The following is a 14,217-nucleotide window of genomic DNA, read 5'->3' as shown; positions in this document are numbered from 1 at the left end:
TGCGGGGGAGGGGAGATACGGGTCAGGCGCCGGTGCAGGTTTCCCAGAGGACGCTGGCCTCGTCGACCCCGATGCACGGGTCGAACGTGAAGACGACGAGCGTGCCGAGGAGGATGAGGAACGCCGCCGAGGTCCACAGCGACACCACCAGGATGCGGCGGATGAGCGGCGTCGCGACGTAGTCGTTCACGATCGTACGCATGCCGTTGGCGCCGTGGATGAGGGCGAGCCAGAGCATCGCGACGTCCCACCACTGCCAGAACGGCGAGGCCAACTTGCCCGCGACGAAGGCGAAGTCGATCTGGTGGATGCCGTCGTTGGTCAGGAGGTTCGAGAACAGGTGGCCGAAGATCAGGATGATCAGCAGCACGCCGGAGGCGCGCATGTAGAGCCAGCCCCACTTCTCGAGGTTGACGCCCTTCTTGCGGACGTACGGGGTGCGCGGTGCCGCGAGGTCTGCGGTTGTCATCAGTGTCCGACTCCCATGCTCGAGAAGACGTTGATGAGGTGGCGCGGCGTGAAGCCGAGCATCGTCACGACCCAGAGGCCGAGCACGCCCCACCACAGCTGACGCTGGTGGCGGGTGGCCCATCCCCAGAAGTCGACGAGGATGATGCGCAGGCCGTTGTAGGCGTGGTAGGCGATCGCACCGACCAGGGCCACCTCGCCCAGGCCCATGATCGGGTTCTTGTAGGTGCCGATGACGGCGTCGTACGCCTCGGGTGACACGCGGATCAGCGCGGTGTCGAGGATGTGCACCAAGAGGAAGAAGAAGATCGCGATGCCGGTGATGCGATGCAGCACCCACGACCACATTCCCTCGTTACCCCGGTAGAGGGTGCCGCGAGGGACTTTCGAGGTGGTCTCGGATATCGACGGTGTGACGCGTGCAGGTGCTGACACGGTCGTCCTCCCTGATCGAACACGGTTTCGGGGCCATTCGATGCCCCCGCACGGGGCACCCCGGACGGCGCGCGAGCGCCTCGCAATTCTATTCGGCGCCTCATAGGTCCGCCCCTAAGGCCCTCCTAACTATCTCGATATCGAGAGAATCGTTTACACGCTGGTCACCCGGCCGCGACGGGCGCGACCCCGTGACGCCACTACCCTGGCGGCATGGCTTCTCACCCCCTCGACGACTTCTACGCCGTGATCCCCGCCGGGGGTATCGGCAGCAGGCTGTGGCCCCTCTCCCGCGCCGAGGCGCCGAAGTTCCTCCACGACCTGACCGGGTCGGGTCAGACGCTGCTCCGCGACACCTGGGACCGCCTCGAGCCGTTGACGGGACGCGACCGCATCGCCGTGGTGACCGGGCGCGCACATCGTGCCGCGGTCGAGCGCGAGCTTCCGGGCGTCGCCGACAAGAACGTGATCCTCGAGTCCGAGCCGCGCGACTCCGCGGCCGCGATCGGTCTTGCCGCGGCGATCCTCGTTCGCCGCGAGCCCGACGTGGTCATCGGCTCCTTCGCCGCCGACCACGTCATCCGAGGGACGAACACCTTCGCCTTCGCCGTGCAGCAGGCCGTGGCGGTCGCCCGGGAGGGATACATCTGCACCATCGGCATCCAGCCCAGCGAGGCGTCGATCGGATTCGGCTACATCAAGAAGGCCGACGAGCTCGACGTCGAGGGTGCGCCCGAGGCCGCATTGGTCGAGCGCTTCGTCGAGAAGCCCGATCTCGCGACCGCCCAGACCTACTTCGCCGACCGCGCCTACCTCTGGAACGCGGGCATGTTCATCACGCGCGCCGATGTGCTCCTCGCCGAGATCGAGGCCAACGAGCCCGAACTGCACGCCGGTCTCATGGAGCTCGCCGAGGCATGGGACGACCGCGACCGCCGAGGGCCGGTCGTGGACCGGGTGTGGCCGACGATCAAGAAGATCGCGATCGACTACGCCGTGGCCGAGCCCGCCGCCGACAAGGGGCGTCTCGCGGTGATCCCCGGACACTTCGACTGGGACGACGTCGGAGACTTCGCGAGCCTCGCCAAGCTCAACTCGCACGGCGGCAAGGGGGAGCTCGCGATCCTCGGCAAGAACGCGCGCGTGCTCGCCGACTCCTCCAGCGGCATCGTCGTCTCGCAGACCAGTCGCGTGATCAGCCTCATCGGCGTTCACGACATCGTGGTCGTCGATACCCCCGACGCGCTGCTGGTCACCACCAGCGACAACGCTCAGCGGGTGAAGGGTGTCGTCGACGCCCTGAAACTCACCGGTCGCAGCGACGTGCTCTGACGGGCGGATGCTGCGGAATGCAGAGAGATCGGCGGCTCGGACGCCGCATCCGTGTCCCCTCTGTTGCGTCTTTGTAACCATTGCCCCTCGGCGCTCGTTCGGGCCGTGGAGCGGGGCGTCACAATATGTAATGTGACTGCATCGATCTCCGAACCCGGAGGTCATACCCCCGTTCTGGAGGACTTTGTGAAGACGACGAAGAAGGCCGTTCTCAGCGGTCTCGCGATGGTCGGTACCCTCGCGCTGCTGACCGCCTGTGGATCCGCGCCGGACGCCGCCGCACCCGCCGAGAGCGGCAGCGCCGCGACGGTGGTCGACGGGTTCAAGCCCTGCATGGTCTCGGACGAGGGCGGATTCGACGACAAGTCGTTCAACCAGCTCGGCTTCGAGGGCCTGGAGCGTGCCGCGAACGAACTGGGCGTCGAGGTCACGAAGACCGAGTCCGCCTCGGCCTCGGACTACGCCTCGAACCTCGACGGTCTCGTCGCGGCCAACTGCACGTTCATCGTCTCGGTCGGCTTCAACCTGAGCGCTCCGACGGTGGAGGCGGCCCTGGCCAATCCCGACATCGAGTTCGCGATCATCGACGACGCAGCCGACAACGACTTCGACGGCACCACCGACGCGCCGAACATCAAGCCGCTGCTCTTCGACACCGCTCAGGCTGCGTTCCTCGGCGGCTACACCGCCGCCTCGTACACGCAGACCGGCAAGGTCGGCACCTTCGGCGGCGCGAAGATCCCGCCGGTGACGATCTTCATGGACGGCTTCCAGAGCGGCGTCGAGTACTACAACTCCGAGAAGGGCACCGACGTTCAGGTCGTGGGCTGGGACTCGGCCACGCAGGAGGGCCAGTTCACCAACGCCTTCGCTGCCAACGACGTCGCCAAGCAGCTCGCGCAGGGCATCATCGACCAGGACGTCGACGTGCTGCTGCCCGTCGGCGGCCCGATCTACCAGTCGGCCGCGCAGGCCATCCGTGACTCGGGCGGCAACATCGCGCTGCTCGGCGTCGACGCGGACGTCTACGAGACCGACCCGACGGTCGCCGACCTGCTGCTCGTCTCGATCCTCAAGGGCATGGACGTCGCGGTCTACGAAGCCGCGATGGAAGCCGCCGCCGGCGGGTTCGACACCACTCCGTTCGTCGGCGTGCTGGAGAACGACGGCGTGGGCATCTCGAGCTTCCACGACTTCGAGAACGAGGTCGCGCTCGGCCTCGCCGACGAGCTGGAGACGATCCGTCAGAGCATCATCGACGGCACGATCGACGCCGAATCGGTGTCTTCGCCCGCCCAGGGCTGATCACGCGACGACCACGGCCAGCCGGTGCTCCGGCTGGCCGTGGTCGTGTTCTCCCCGGTGCCGCCCACTTCCGCCTCGATTAGATTGACGTCATGACGCTCGAACTGCGCGGGATCACGAAAAGATTCGGCGACCTTGTCGCGAACGACCACATCGACCTCGTCGTCCGTCCCGGAGAGATCCACGCCCTCCTGGGCGAGAACGGCGCCGGCAAGTCCACCCTGATGAACGTCCTCTACGGTCTGTACACGGCCGAAGAGGGCGAGATCCTGCTCGACGGAGTCGTCCAGCAGTTCCGGGGTCCGGGCGATGCCATGCAGGCCGGGATCGGCATGGTGCACCAGCACTTCATGCTCGTGCCCGTGTTCTCGGTCGCCGAGAACGTCATGCTGGGGCACGAGTCGACCCGCTTCGGCGGTGCGCTCGATCTCCCCGCCGCGCGGGCACACGTGCGGGAGGTGGCGGCCCGGTTCGGCTTCGCCATCGACCCCGACGCGATCGTGGGCGACCTTCCCGTCGGCGTCCAGCAGCGGGTCGAGATCATCAAGGCGCTCTCGCGCGAAGCGAAGGTGCTCGTCTTCGACGAGCCGACCGCTGTGCTCACCCCGCAGGAGACCGACGAGCTGATGGGCATCATGCGCCAGCTCCGAGACGAGGGCACGTCGATCGTCTTCATCACCCACAAGCTCCGCGAGGTGCGCGAGGTCGCAGACACCATCACGGTCATCAGGCTCGGCAAGGTCGTCGCCCAGGCCGAGCCGACGGCCACGAACGCCGAACTCGCTTCGCTCATGGTCGGTCGTGCCGTCGAGCTCACCGTGAGCCGGGAAGCTCCGAACCTGCGCCCCGGCGGGCTGGTCGTCGAAGGACTCAGCGTCACCGACGAGACCGGCCACCTGGTCGTCAACGACGTCAGCTTCACCGTGCAGCCGGGCGAGGTCCTGGCGATCGCGGGAGTGCAGGGCAACGGTCAGACCGAGCTCACCGAGGCCCTCATCGGCTTGCAGGCCAAGGTGTCGGGGTCGATCCTCCTCGACGGCGAGAAACTGAACGGTCGCAGCGTCAAGCAGATCATCGACGCCGGTGTCGGCTTCGTCCCCGAGGACCGCAAGGTCGAGGGGCTGGTGGGCGAGTTCAGCGTGGCCGAGAACCTCGTGCTGAACAGGTCGGGGGAGGCCCCGTTCTTCCAGGCCGCCACTCTGCGCCGGTCGGTTCTCGCCGATTTCGCCCGCGAGAAGATCGACGAGTTCGACATCCGCACCCAGAGTCCCCAGACCGCCGTGGGGCGCCTGTCGGGCGGCAACCAGCAGAAGGTCGTCCTCGCGCGGGAGCTGAGCCGTCCGCTCAAGCTGTTCGTCGCCTCCCAGCCCACCCGCGGCATCGATGTCGGGTCGATCGAGTTCGTGCACAAGCGCATCGTCGAGACCCGCGACTCCGGGGTACCCGTCATCGTCGTCTCCACCGAGCTCGACGAGGTGTCGGCGCTGGCCGACCGGATCGCGGTGATGTACCGCGGCCGCATCGTCGGCATCGTGCCCGGCGACGCGTCGCGGGAGACCCTCGGACTCATGATGGCGGGCGAATCGATCGAGGGGATCAACGCATGACCGACACCTCCTCCGAGCTTCCCGCGGCCACCGGCCCGCTGGCGGGCCAGACGCCGTCCTCGCCCCCGGCGCCGCGGCAGAACGCCTTCGTGGCCGACCTCCTGCGCGGCAACGTCGTCACCACGGTGCTGGCCATCGTGCTGTCGATGCTGATCGGCGGCCTGCTCGTCGCCCTGACCGATCAGAACGTGATCCGCACCGCCGGCTACTTCTTCGCCCGCCCCGGCGACATGCTCGCGGCGGTATGGGATGCCTTCGCGGGCACGTACTCCGCGCTCTTCCGCGGCGCGATCTACAACTACGACGCACCCGACTTCCTCCGGGCCATCAAACCGCTCACCGACACGCTGAACTTCGCGACGCCGCTGATCGCCGCCGGCCTCGGCGTCGGACTCGCGTTCCGCGTCGGTCTGTTCAACATCGGTGGCCGCGGTCAGCTGCTCATCGGTGCCGCGACGGCCGCGTTCGTTGCGTTCTCGGTGGATGCTCCGCTGTGGATCCACCTGCCGCTGACGATCCTCGCCGGCCTCGCGGGAGGGGCCGTCTGGGGCGGCATCGTCGGAGTGCTCAAAGCCCGCACCGGTGCGCACGAGGTGATCCTCACGATCATGCTCAACTTCGTCGCGTTCTACTTCGTGTCGTGGTTGCTCTCGACGCCGGGACTGCTGATGCGCCCGGGCGGATCGCAGCCGATCTCCCAGGCCACCCCCGTCACGGCGCAGTTCCCGGCGATCTTCCCGGCGCCGCTCACGGTGAACTGGGGCTTCTTCGTGGCGATCCTTGCCACGGTCTTCGTCTGGTGGCTCATCGAGCGATCCTCGCTCGGTTTCCGCATGCGCGCCGTCGGCGAGAACCCGCACGCGGCACGCGCGTCGGGCGTGAAGGTCGGCCGCATCCTCATCTACGCGATGGCTCTCGCGGGTGCTCTCGCCGGACTCGCCGGCGTCAACCAGATCTCGGGCACGATCACGAGCGGTTTCGGCAACGGCATCGACGCCGGCATCGGCTTCGACGCCATCACCGTGGCGTTGCTCGGCCGCAGCCGCGCGTGGGGCGTCTTCGCCGCGGGCATCCTGTTCGGCGCCCTCAAGGCGGGAAGCTTCACGATGCAGATCACCGAGAACATCCCGGTCGACATCGTGCTCGTCGTGCAGGCGCTGATCGTGCTGTTCATCGCCGCTCCGCCGCTCGTGCGCACCATCTTCTTCCTCCCGAAAGACCCCGCGACGCCCACCCGGCGAACGCGCCGCGCCGCACGGAAGGCGGTGTCGGCATGAGCGCCGCCACGGTCACGGACAACGCCCCCGTCGACCCGGGGCTCGAGATGTCGCGCCAGCGCAGCTGGAAGGGTTCGATCACCTTCGGTGTGGCGACGATCCTCGTCCTGCTGCTCGCGCTCCCCGCCGGACGCACCGGTGTCAGCACCTACCGCCTCGCCGACCGCGCGTCGTCGTGGACGGCGCCCGACATCCTCGTCCCCACCTGGCCGACGGTACTGGTGTGCGCGATCCTTCTCGCCCTCGCCACCGCGTACTCGGTCTGGGCGACGCTGCGCTACCGACGCCCGGGCCTGTGGCTCGCGATCCTCGTCGCGCTGGTGGGCGTCTTCGGATTCCTCACCTGGTCGGCGGCGGACGGCCTCGTGCCCGTCACCGGTCTGCTCTTCGGCGCGATCTCGCTCTCGGTACCGCTTGTCTTCGGAGCGCTCGGCGGCGTCATCGGCGAGCGGGTGGGCGTGGTCAACGTCGCGATCGAGGCCCAGTTCCTCCTCGCGGCCTTCACGAGTGCGCTGGTCGGCACGATCACCGGCAGCTACGTGCTCGGCCTTGTCGCGGCCATTTTCGCCGGTGCCCTCGTCGGAGCCGTCCTCGGCCTATTCGCCATCCGCTATCTCGTCGACCAGGTGATCGTCGGAGTCGTGCTCAACGTGCTCATCACGGGCCTCACGAGCTTCCTCCACGGCGCGATCATGGTGCCCAACGGCGCCACCCTGAACAGCCCGCCGCGCTTCCCGCGCTGGGCCATCCCCGGGCTCAGCGAGATCCCGGTGCTCGGGCCTGTGCTGTTCAACCAGACGCTCATCGTCTACCTCATGTACATCGCGGTCCCCGCCGTGGCGTGGGCGCTCTACAAGACGCGCTGGGGTCTGCGCCTGCGCGCCGTCGGCGAGCACCCCCAGGCGGCCGACACCGTCGGTATCAAGGTCAACCCGACCCGATTCTGGAACCTGCTGCTGGCCGGAGGCATCGCGGGCATCGGCGGTGCGTACTTCACCCTCGGCGCCGTCGGCAGCTTCGACAAAGAGATGACCAACGGTCTCGGCTTCATCGCCCTGGCCGCGGTGATCTTCGGCGGGTGGGACCCGGTGCGCGCGACGCTCGCGGCGCTGCTGTTCGGGTTCGCGACCAACCTCCAGACCCTGCTCGGCAACCTCGGGTCGCCCATCCCGGGCGACTTCCTGGCGATGCTGCCCTACCTGGTGACCATCTTCGCGGTGGTGGGCCTGGCGGGCCGTGTCCGGGGTCCGGCCGCCGCCGGTAAGCCGTACATCAAGGGCTGACCTCGCCGCGGCATCCGATCAACGGCGTGCCGAAGCATCCGACTCACGACAAGAAGGACAGATGACCGACATCGACTGGGACGAGCTGCGCACTGTGGCCACCGATGCCATGCACCACGCGTACGCGCCGTACTCCCGCTTCAAGGTGGGGGCCGCGGCCCTCGTCAGCGACGGGCGCATCGTGTCGGGATGCAACGTCGAGAACGCCTCGTACGGCGTGACCCTCTGCGCCGAGTGCGGACTGGTGAGCGAGCTGCACCGCTCCGGCGGCGGCCAGCTGGTCGCGTTCGTGTGCGTCGACGGCGACGGGCGCACCCTCATGCCGTGCGGCCGGTGCCGGCAGCTGCTCTTCGAGCACGCCATCCCGGGGATGCTGCTCGAGACCGTGTCGGGGATCCGTACGATCGACGAGGTACTGCCCGACGCCTTCGGCCCGCGCGACCTCGAGGAGGCGGCACGATGAGCGCGCAGTACGAGGTGCACCCGCACGACGCGGTGGACATCATCCGCGCCAAACGCGACGGCCAGGCCGTTCCCGAGCCCGCGCTGCGCTGGATGATCGAGCACTACACGAAGGGCTACGTCTCCGACGCGCAGATGTCGGCGTTCGCGATGGCCGTGCTCCTCAACGGCATGACGCGCGACGAGATCCGGGTCATGACCGACGCCATGATCGCCTCGGGCGAGCGCATGGAGTTCTCCTCCCTCGGCAAGCCCACCGTCGACAAGCACTCGACCGGGGGAGTGGGCGACAAGATCACCCTTCCGCTGGCACCGCTGGTCGCCGCGTTCGGCGTCGCCGTGCCGCAGCTGTCGGGTCGCGGCCTCGGACACACCGGAGGCACGCTCGACAAGCTCGAGTCGATCCCCGGCTGGCGCGCGGCCCTGTCCAACGACGAGATGCTCGCGCAGCTGCGCGACGTCGGCGCCGTGATCTGCGCGGCCGGTTCGGGTCTCGCCCCGGCCGACAAGAAGCTCTACGCCCTGCGCGACGTCACGGGGACGGTCGAGGCGATCCCGCTGATCGCGTCGAGCATCATGTCGAAGAAGATCGCCGAGGGCACCGATGCGCTCGTGCTCGACGTGAAGTTCGGCTCCGGCGCCTTCATGCAAGACATCGACCGCGCGCGCGAGCTCGCCCGCACCATGGTGGCGCTGGGCACCGACTCGGGCGTGTCGACCACGGCGCTCCTGACAGACATGAACACGCCCCTCGGCCTCGCGATCGGCAACGCCAACGAGGTTCGCGAATCGGTCGAGGTGCTCGCCGGCGGCGGACCGGCCGACGTCGTCGAGCTCACCCTCGCCCTCGCCCGCGAGATGCTGGCCCTCGCGGGGCACCCCGATGCCGACGTCGAGGCGGCCCTGTCCGACGGCCGCGCGATGGACGCCTGGCGCGCGATGATCATCGCTCAGGACGGCGATCCGGATGCGGCGCTCCCGACGCCCCGCGAGACGCACGTCGTCACCGCCGAGCGCGCCGGAATCGTGCAGCGCGTCGACGCACTGCCGTTCGGCGTCGCCGCCTGGCGGCTGGGCGCCGGGCGCGCCCGAGCCATCGACCCCGTCATCCACGCTGCGGGCATCGACCTGCACGTCAAGCCCGGCGATCGGGTGACGGCTGGTCAACCGCTGTTCACCCTGTCGGCCGATGATGAGAAGCGGTTCGGCCGCGCTCTCGAGGCCGTCGCGGGAGCATGGGAGATCGCCGACTCGGCGGTCGACGTGCTGCCACTGGTCCGTGAGCGCATCACGGCCTGACCGAACCCGCGCACAGGAGGAAGCCATGTCGATCGATCAGCACGGAGACGCCCGCCTCGAGGGGATGTCGCTCCGCGGCCTGCCCAAGGTGTCGTTGCACGACCATCTCGATGGAGGGGTACGCCCCGACACCATCGTCGAGCTCGCCGATGCGGCGGGGGTCGATCTCCCCGTCGACGACGGAGAAGACCTCGCCGACTGGTTCGCCGAGAAGGGGGACTCGGGGTCGCTCGTGGAGTACCTCAAGACTTTCGACCTCACGACCGGCGTCATGCAGACGCGCGAGAACCTCACGCGCGTCGCCCGCGAGTTCGTCGAAGACCTCGCCGCCGACGGCGTGATCTACGGCGAGGTGCGCTGGGCGCCCGAGCAGCACCTCGCCGGTGGTCTGTCGCTCGACGACGTGGTCGACGCCGTGCAGGAGGGGATCGAAGAGGGTGAGGATGCCGCGGAGGCAGCGGGTCGCGACATCCGCGTCGGCCAGCTGATCTCGGGCATGCGACACACCGAGCGCGTCCGTGAGCTCGCCGAGCTCGCCGTGTCGTGGCGAGGGCGCGGAGTGGTCGGGTTCGACATCGCCGGCCCCGAGGACGGATACCTCCCCGCCCTGCACCGCGACGCCTTCGACTACCTCGCGCGGGAGTTCTTCCCGACGACGGTGCACGCCGGCGAGGCGGCCGGGCTCGACAGCATCCGTTCCGCCCTTCTCGACGGTCGTGCGCTGCGTCTGGGCCACGGTGTGCGGCTCGCCTCCGACCTGAACGTCATCGAGCGCTCGGGCGAGGAGGTCATGGTGCAGTTCGGCGACCTCGCCCGCTGGGTGCGCGACCGCGAGATCACGCTGGAGCTCTCCCCGTCGTCGAACCTGCAGACCGGTGCGATCGAGGCGTGGGGCACCGCGATCGAGGATCACCCGTTCGATCTGCTCTACCAGCTCGGCTTCTCGGTCACGGTGAACGTCGACAACCGTACGATGAGCCGCACGAGCCTGACGCGGGAGCTCTCGCTGCTCGTCGACGCCTTCGGCTACGACCTCGGCGACCTCGAGGCGTTCCAGCTCAACGCCGCCGCGGGTGCCTTCCTGCCCGTCGAGGAGCGCGAGGAACTCATCGAACTCATCGCCGCCGGCTTCGGCGCCTGACCTCCGAGCCGATGTCCCCATCCGGCCGGGAATGCGCGGTCAGTTCGCGGCGGAATGGGGACATCGCTCGTCCTCCACAAGGGGACGGGCGGCGGGGGTTCTGGACAGGAGAGTGCCCACCGAGCCGCAGACGGTGATGTCGCGGCCAGGATCGGGCGATGCGCCCTCCCGCCGATCTGCCCGCTGAACTTCGTGCAAGACCGTTCTCCATCCACGACGCCCAGCGGGCCGGCGTGCGCGCCGGGCGGCTCGACGCCCGCGATCTCACCATCCCCTTTTCCGGGCGTCCGCGACCACAAGGATGCTGGCTCGTACGGACTCCTGCGGCAGTGTCAGCAGTTCGCCGCACGGATCGCGCCCTGGCAGTTCTTCAGCCACGGCACGGCCCTCGCCCTCTGGGGTGCGCCGATGCCCTCGGGCCGGTCCGGTAGTGAGGTGCATGTCAGCGCCCACCGTCCGCAGCGCGAGCCGCGGGTCAAGGGGGTGATCGGTCACCGGCTCCAGCACCGAGATGCGGCGGTGCATCTCATCGGGGGACTCCCCGTCGAGTCGCCCGCCAGGGCCTGGCGGCAGGCCGGCGCATCCTGGAGCCTCGATGACCTCGTGGCGGCGGGTGACTATCTCGTCGGGCGCGGCCGCTGTGCCACGCTCGAGGAGCTGCGCCGTGAGGTAGCGGCGATGGGCGGGGTGGGTGCGGAGCGGTTGCGCGCCGCGCTCGATGCCATCCGTGCGGGTTCGGAGTCGTCCGAGGAGTCCCGGCTGCGCCTGGTGCTGGCGCGAGCCGGTCTGCCGGAGCCCGAGCTCAACTGGGTGCTGCGGGACGCGAGCGGCCGGTTCGTGGCGCGGCTCGATCTGGCCTATCCGCGGTGGCGCGTCGGGACGGAGTACGACGGCCGGCAGCACGCCTTCGACGTCCGGCAGTTCGAACGAGACTCCGATCGCTGGCCGGCTATACGCCGCGCGGGGTGGGATGTGGTGCGAGTGCTGCGGCACCACCTGCGCGACGGCGGCAAACCGGCTGTCTTCCTCGTGCGGGAGGCGTTGGTGCGTGCAGGGTGGTCGCCATCGCGGGGTTGATGTCCCGATCCCGCCGGGAATGACGCACTCTTTCCCGGCGGGATCGGGACACGGTCGGGTGAGACCCGTGGTCAGGGGAGCGCGGCGAGGAACGGGGCGATCGCGTCGGTCAGGGCGGCGGTCATGTCGGCGTCGGAGATCGTCGGGGTGCCGTCGCCGGCCTGCGGCCCGTAGTCGCCGAACGAGGCGTGCGCGGCGCCGGCGATCTCGACGAACTCCGCGTCGGCGGGCAGCTCGCCCTTCGCGTCGGCGATCTTCTGCGGGGTCGAGAGGCCGTCGTCGGAGCCCGCGAGGCTCAGCACGGGAAGACCGGAACCGCTGAGGTCGTTCGCGCAGTACGAGGCGAACAGCACGAGCGCGTCGGCGTCGGGGGCGAGCTGGCACGCCCGGACGCCTCCGAGCGAGTGCCCGCCGACCGCCCACGCCTTCACGTCGGGGGCGAGCGAGGTGAAGGCGTCGAGCGGGCGCGGGTCGAAGAACGCGAGGTTCACCCACGGCCGCGTGATGACGACGGTCACGCCGTCGTCGACGACCAGACGCGAGAGCTTGGCCGCATACGCCCACGGGTCGACCTTCGCGCCCGGGATGAAGACGAGCCCGACGTCGCTGCCGCCGTCGGCGGGCGCGAGCGCGATGCCCGCACCGTCGTCGGCGACCGAGATCGAGGGGTCGGTCCTGACCGCGTCGAGCGGGCCGGCCTCGGCGCCCATGACGCCGACCTGGCTCCAGACGACGATGCCGATCAGCAGCGCCGCGACGAGGCCGCCGATGACGCCCAGGGTCCAGCGCAGTGCGCGGAACCGACGACGCCGGCGCGGGGGAGTGCCCCCGGCCGGCGTCGCGTCGTGCGGATCGGTCACGTCGTCAGGCTGCCAGCTCCGCCTGGCGCGCGGCGACCTGCGCCTCGATGCGGGCGAAGAGCGGATGCTGCGCGTCAAGGCCCGTCACCGACGCCGTGAACTCTGCGGCCGACTGCTCACGCAGCATCCGCTGGAGATCGACGGCCTGCGCGTCCTCCTGATCGGAGAACCGCAGCGCGGCACCGATCGCGGCGACGAGGGCGTCGACGGGGAGGCCCCGGTCGACGGCTTCGGCGGCGGGGCCGACGAAACGCTCGTGCCGGGAGAGCTTGCGCAGCGGCTGGCGTCCCACGCGCCAGACGGTGTCGGGGAGCGCGGGGTTGCGGAACCGCTGCAGGATGGTCGCACGGTACTCATGCTGCGTCGCGGCGTCGAGCTCGTGCTTCTCGATGAGCAGCTCCGAGGTCTCGCGCAGAGCGCTTTCGACCTTCTCGGCGATCGCGGGGTCGGCCAGGGCGTCGGAGATGCGCTCGATCCCCGCCTCGGCACCGAAGTAGGCGGTGGTGGCGTGCCCGGTGTTGACCGTGAAGAGCTTGCGCTCGATGTACGGCGTCAGGTCGTCGACGAAGTGCGCCCCCGGAATGCGGGGAGGGTTATCGCCGAATGGCGCGCGCTCGATGGCCCACTCGAAGAACGGCTCGACCGTGACGTCGATGCCGTCGCCCGGAGCTTGGGCGGGCACGATCCGGTCGACGGCCGTGTTGGCGAAGACGGCGCGGGCAGAGACGGCGTCCCACGCATCTCCGGCTGCGTTCGCCATTTCTTCGCGGAGGGTGTCGGTCGCGCCGATCGCGTTCTCGCACGCCATGATCTGCAGCGGGGGCGATGCGGGGTCGCGAAGGCCCAGGCCCGCCACGATGTGCGGCGCGACGAACTTCAGGATCGTCGGACCGACGGCCGTGGTGACCACGTTCGCCCCGGCGATCTCATCGACGAGCGCCGCAGCGTCGGTCGCGCTGTTGATCGCGCGGAAGCCGGTGACGACGGTGTCGACGCCGCCCTCGCCGACCTCGTGCACCGTGTACTCGGATGCGTCGTTGATCGCGTCGACGAGGGGCGCTGCGACGTCGGAGAACACGAGGTCGTAGCCGCCCTGGTGCAGGAGCACGCCGACGAAGCCGCGGCCGATGTTGCCGGCGCCGAAGTGGACGGCCTTCATGCGTCGTTGACCGCGGCGAGGGCCTGGTAGAGCGCCTCGGGGGCGTCGGCCTGCTTCAGTCGGGCGACCTCGTCCTCGTCGGAGAAGAGGATCGCGATCTGCGAGAGGATCTCGAGATGCTCGTCGCCCTTGCCGGCGATGCCGATGACGAAGGTCACCGGCTCCCCGCCCCAGTCGACCCCGCCGTCGTAGCGCACCACCGAGAGCGCGGAGTCGAGGATGGCATCCTTCGTCTCGTTGGTGCCGTGCGGGATGGCGAGCTCGTTGCCCATGTAGGTCGAGACGGTCTCCTCGCGCTGCTGCATCGCGTCGAAGTACTCCGACGTCACGGCGCCGGCCGATTCGAGGATGTCGGCGGCCTCCTTCATCGCCTCTTCACGGGTCGCACCGCCGCTGTGGATGCGCACCTGGTCGATGCTGAGAACGTCGCGTGGCATGTCGTTCGCCTTTCGTTTCGAGGGGTCGGATGCCGAAGCATCCGTGGGTGAAAGCCTACGAGGCCGGGGCTTCGC

14 protein-coding genes are annotated in these 14,217 nt (G+C 69.3%); 9 read left to right on the top strand and 5 right to left on the bottom strand.

Annotated elements, in window-relative coordinates:
- Positions 1-22: 22 nt before the first annotated feature.
- A complete protein-coding gene (locus ABTU82_RS04010; protein ID WP_116645996.1) occupies positions 23-469 on the bottom strand; it encodes a succinate dehydrogenase hydrophobic membrane anchor subunit in 447 nt (148 codons plus the stop codon).
- Positions 469-903 carry a succinate dehydrogenase, cytochrome b556 subunit gene (gene sdhC / locus ABTU82_RS04005; protein ID WP_116645997.1) on the bottom strand — a complete coding sequence of 145 codons (435 nt, stop codon included), beginning with the start codon at positions 901-903 and terminating at the stop codon, positions 469-471. Before sdhC ends, ABTU82_RS04010 begins: the two co-directional genes overlap by 1 nt.
- Positions 904-1,116: 213 nt before the next feature.
- On the opposite strand from sdhC, the gene ABTU82_RS04000 reads away from it, so the two are divergent.
- The 9 genes from ABTU82_RS04000 to ABTU82_RS03960 all read left to right on the top strand — a co-directional run bounded on the left by ABTU82_RS04000 (position 1,117) and on the right by ABTU82_RS03960 (position 11,686).
- Positions 1,117-2,235 (top strand): mannose-1-phosphate guanylyltransferase, encoded by a 1,119-nt coding sequence (locus tag ABTU82_RS04000; RefSeq protein WP_116645998.1) that lies wholly within the window; start codon positions 1,117-1,119, stop codon positions 2,233-2,235.
- A 225-nt stretch (positions 2,236-2,460) separates the two neighbouring features.
- Complete coding sequence (locus tag ABTU82_RS03995) at positions 2,461-3,540, top strand: BMP family lipoprotein (RefSeq protein ID WP_116646749.1); 1,080 nt, start codon at positions 2,461-2,463, stop codon at positions 3,538-3,540.
- A 92-nt stretch (positions 3,541-3,632) separates the two neighbouring features.
- Positions 3,633-5,147 (top strand): ABC transporter ATP-binding protein, encoded by a 1,515-nt coding sequence (locus tag ABTU82_RS03990; protein ID WP_407171889.1) that lies wholly within the window; start codon positions 3,633-3,635, stop codon positions 5,145-5,147.
- Positions 5,144-6,424: an ABC transporter permease gene (locus tag ABTU82_RS03985; protein WP_116646000.1), complete on the top strand. Its 1,281-nt coding sequence runs from the start codon at positions 5,144-5,146 to the stop codon at positions 6,422-6,424. The genes ABTU82_RS03990 and ABTU82_RS03985 overlap by 4 nt, the downstream gene beginning before the upstream one ends.
- Positions 6,421-7,707 carry an ABC transporter permease gene (locus ABTU82_RS03980; protein ID WP_407171886.1) on the top strand — a complete coding sequence of 429 codons (1,287 nt, stop codon included), beginning with the start codon at positions 6,421-6,423 and terminating at the stop codon, positions 7,705-7,707. Before ABTU82_RS03985 ends, ABTU82_RS03980 begins: the two co-directional genes overlap by 4 nt.
- A 61-nt stretch (positions 7,708-7,768) precedes the next feature.
- A complete protein-coding gene (locus ABTU82_RS03975; protein WP_116646002.1) occupies positions 7,769-8,170 on the top strand; it encodes a cytidine deaminase in 402 nt (133 codons plus the stop codon).
- Positions 8,167-9,468 (top strand): thymidine phosphorylase, encoded by a 1,302-nt coding sequence (locus tag ABTU82_RS03970; RefSeq protein ID WP_407171884.1) that lies wholly within the window; start codon positions 8,167-8,169, stop codon positions 9,466-9,468. Before ABTU82_RS03975 ends, ABTU82_RS03970 begins: the two co-directional genes overlap by 4 nt.
- A gap of 25 nt (positions 9,469-9,493) precedes the next feature.
- The gene (locus ABTU82_RS03965) at positions 9,494-10,609 is read left to right on the top strand and encodes an adenosine deaminase (protein WP_116646004.1); all 1,116 of its coding nucleotides are present in this window, start codon (positions 9,494-9,496) and stop codon (positions 10,607-10,609) included.
- 192 nt (positions 10,610-10,801) lie between these two features.
- Positions 10,802-11,686 carry a hypothetical protein gene (locus tag ABTU82_RS03960; RefSeq protein ID WP_407171882.1) on the top strand — a complete coding sequence of 295 codons (885 nt, stop codon included), beginning with the start codon at positions 10,802-10,804 and terminating at the stop codon, positions 11,684-11,686.
- A 71-nt stretch (positions 11,687-11,757) separates the two neighbouring features.
- On the opposite strand, the gene ABTU82_RS03955 is transcribed toward ABTU82_RS03960, so the two are convergent.
- Genes ABTU82_RS03955 through ABTU82_RS03945 form a run of 3 tightly spaced genes read right to left on the bottom strand, consistent with a single transcriptional unit; the run spans position 11,758 to position 14,142 of the window.
- Positions 11,758-12,546, bottom strand: a complete 789-nt coding sequence (locus ABTU82_RS03955) for an alpha/beta hydrolase (protein WP_407171880.1) — start codon at positions 12,544-12,546, stop codon at positions 11,758-11,760.
- Between the two features lie 4 nt (positions 12,547-12,550).
- Positions 12,551-13,705 carry a mannitol-1-phosphate 5-dehydrogenase gene (locus ABTU82_RS03950; RefSeq protein ID WP_116646006.1) on the bottom strand — a complete coding sequence of 385 codons (1,155 nt, stop codon included), beginning with the start codon at positions 13,703-13,705 and terminating at the stop codon, positions 12,551-12,553.
- Complete coding sequence (locus tag ABTU82_RS03945; protein ID WP_116646007.1) at positions 13,702-14,142, bottom strand: PTS mannitol transporter subunit IIA; 441 nt, start codon at positions 14,140-14,142, stop codon at positions 13,702-13,704. Before ABTU82_RS03945 ends, ABTU82_RS03950 begins: the two co-directional genes overlap by 4 nt.
- Positions 14,143-14,217 lie beyond the last annotated feature (75 nt).

Origin of the sequence: Microbacterium deferens (genome assembly GCF_045517775.1) — a bacterium.
GTDB lineage: Bacteria > Actinomycetota > Actinomycetes > Actinomycetales > Microbacteriaceae > Microbacterium.
Note: the sequence above shows the minus strand (reverse complement) of the source record. Positions and strands in the feature narration are given on the sequence as shown.

Excerpts from the sequence above, each read along its gene's own strand:
- ABTU82_RS03980 (WP_407171886.1), top strand. The coding sequence starts at position 6,421 with ATGAGCGCCGCCACGGTCACGGACAACGCCCCCGTCGACCCGGGGCTC.
- ABTU82_RS03995 (WP_116646749.1), top strand. The coding sequence starts at position 2,461 with ATGGTCGGTACCCTCGCGCTGCTGACCGCCTGTGGATCCGCGCCGGAC.
- ABTU82_RS03970 (WP_407171884.1), top strand. The coding sequence starts at position 8,167 with ATGAGCGCGCAGTACGAGGTGCACCCGCACGACGCGGTGGACATCATC.
- ABTU82_RS04010 (WP_116645996.1), bottom strand. The coding sequence starts at position 469 with ATGACAACCGCAGACCTCGCGGCACCGCGCACCCCGTACGTCCGCAAG.
- ABTU82_RS03990 (WP_407171889.1), top strand. The coding sequence starts at position 3,633 with ATGACGCTCGAACTGCGCGGGATCACGAAAAGATTCGGCGACCTTGTC.
- ABTU82_RS03975 (WP_116646002.1), top strand. The coding sequence starts at position 7,769 with ATGACCGACATCGACTGGGACGAGCTGCGCACTGTGGCCACCGATGCC.
- ABTU82_RS03985 (WP_116646000.1), top strand. The coding sequence starts at position 5,144 with ATGACCGACACCTCCTCCGAGCTTCCCGCGGCCACCGGCCCGCTGGCG.
- ABTU82_RS03950 (WP_116646006.1), bottom strand. The coding sequence starts at position 13,705 with ATGAAGGCCGTCCACTTCGGCGCCGGCAACATCGGCCGCGGCTTCGTC.
- ABTU82_RS03965 (WP_116646004.1), top strand. The coding sequence starts at position 9,494 with ATGTCGATCGATCAGCACGGAGACGCCCGCCTCGAGGGGATGTCGCTC.
- ABTU82_RS03945 (WP_116646007.1), bottom strand. The coding sequence starts at position 14,142 with ATGCCACGCGACGTTCTCAGCATCGACCAGGTGCGCATCCACAGCGGC.
- ABTU82_RS04000 (WP_116645998.1), top strand. The coding sequence starts at position 1,117 with ATGGCTTCTCACCCCCTCGACGACTTCTACGCCGTGATCCCCGCCGGG.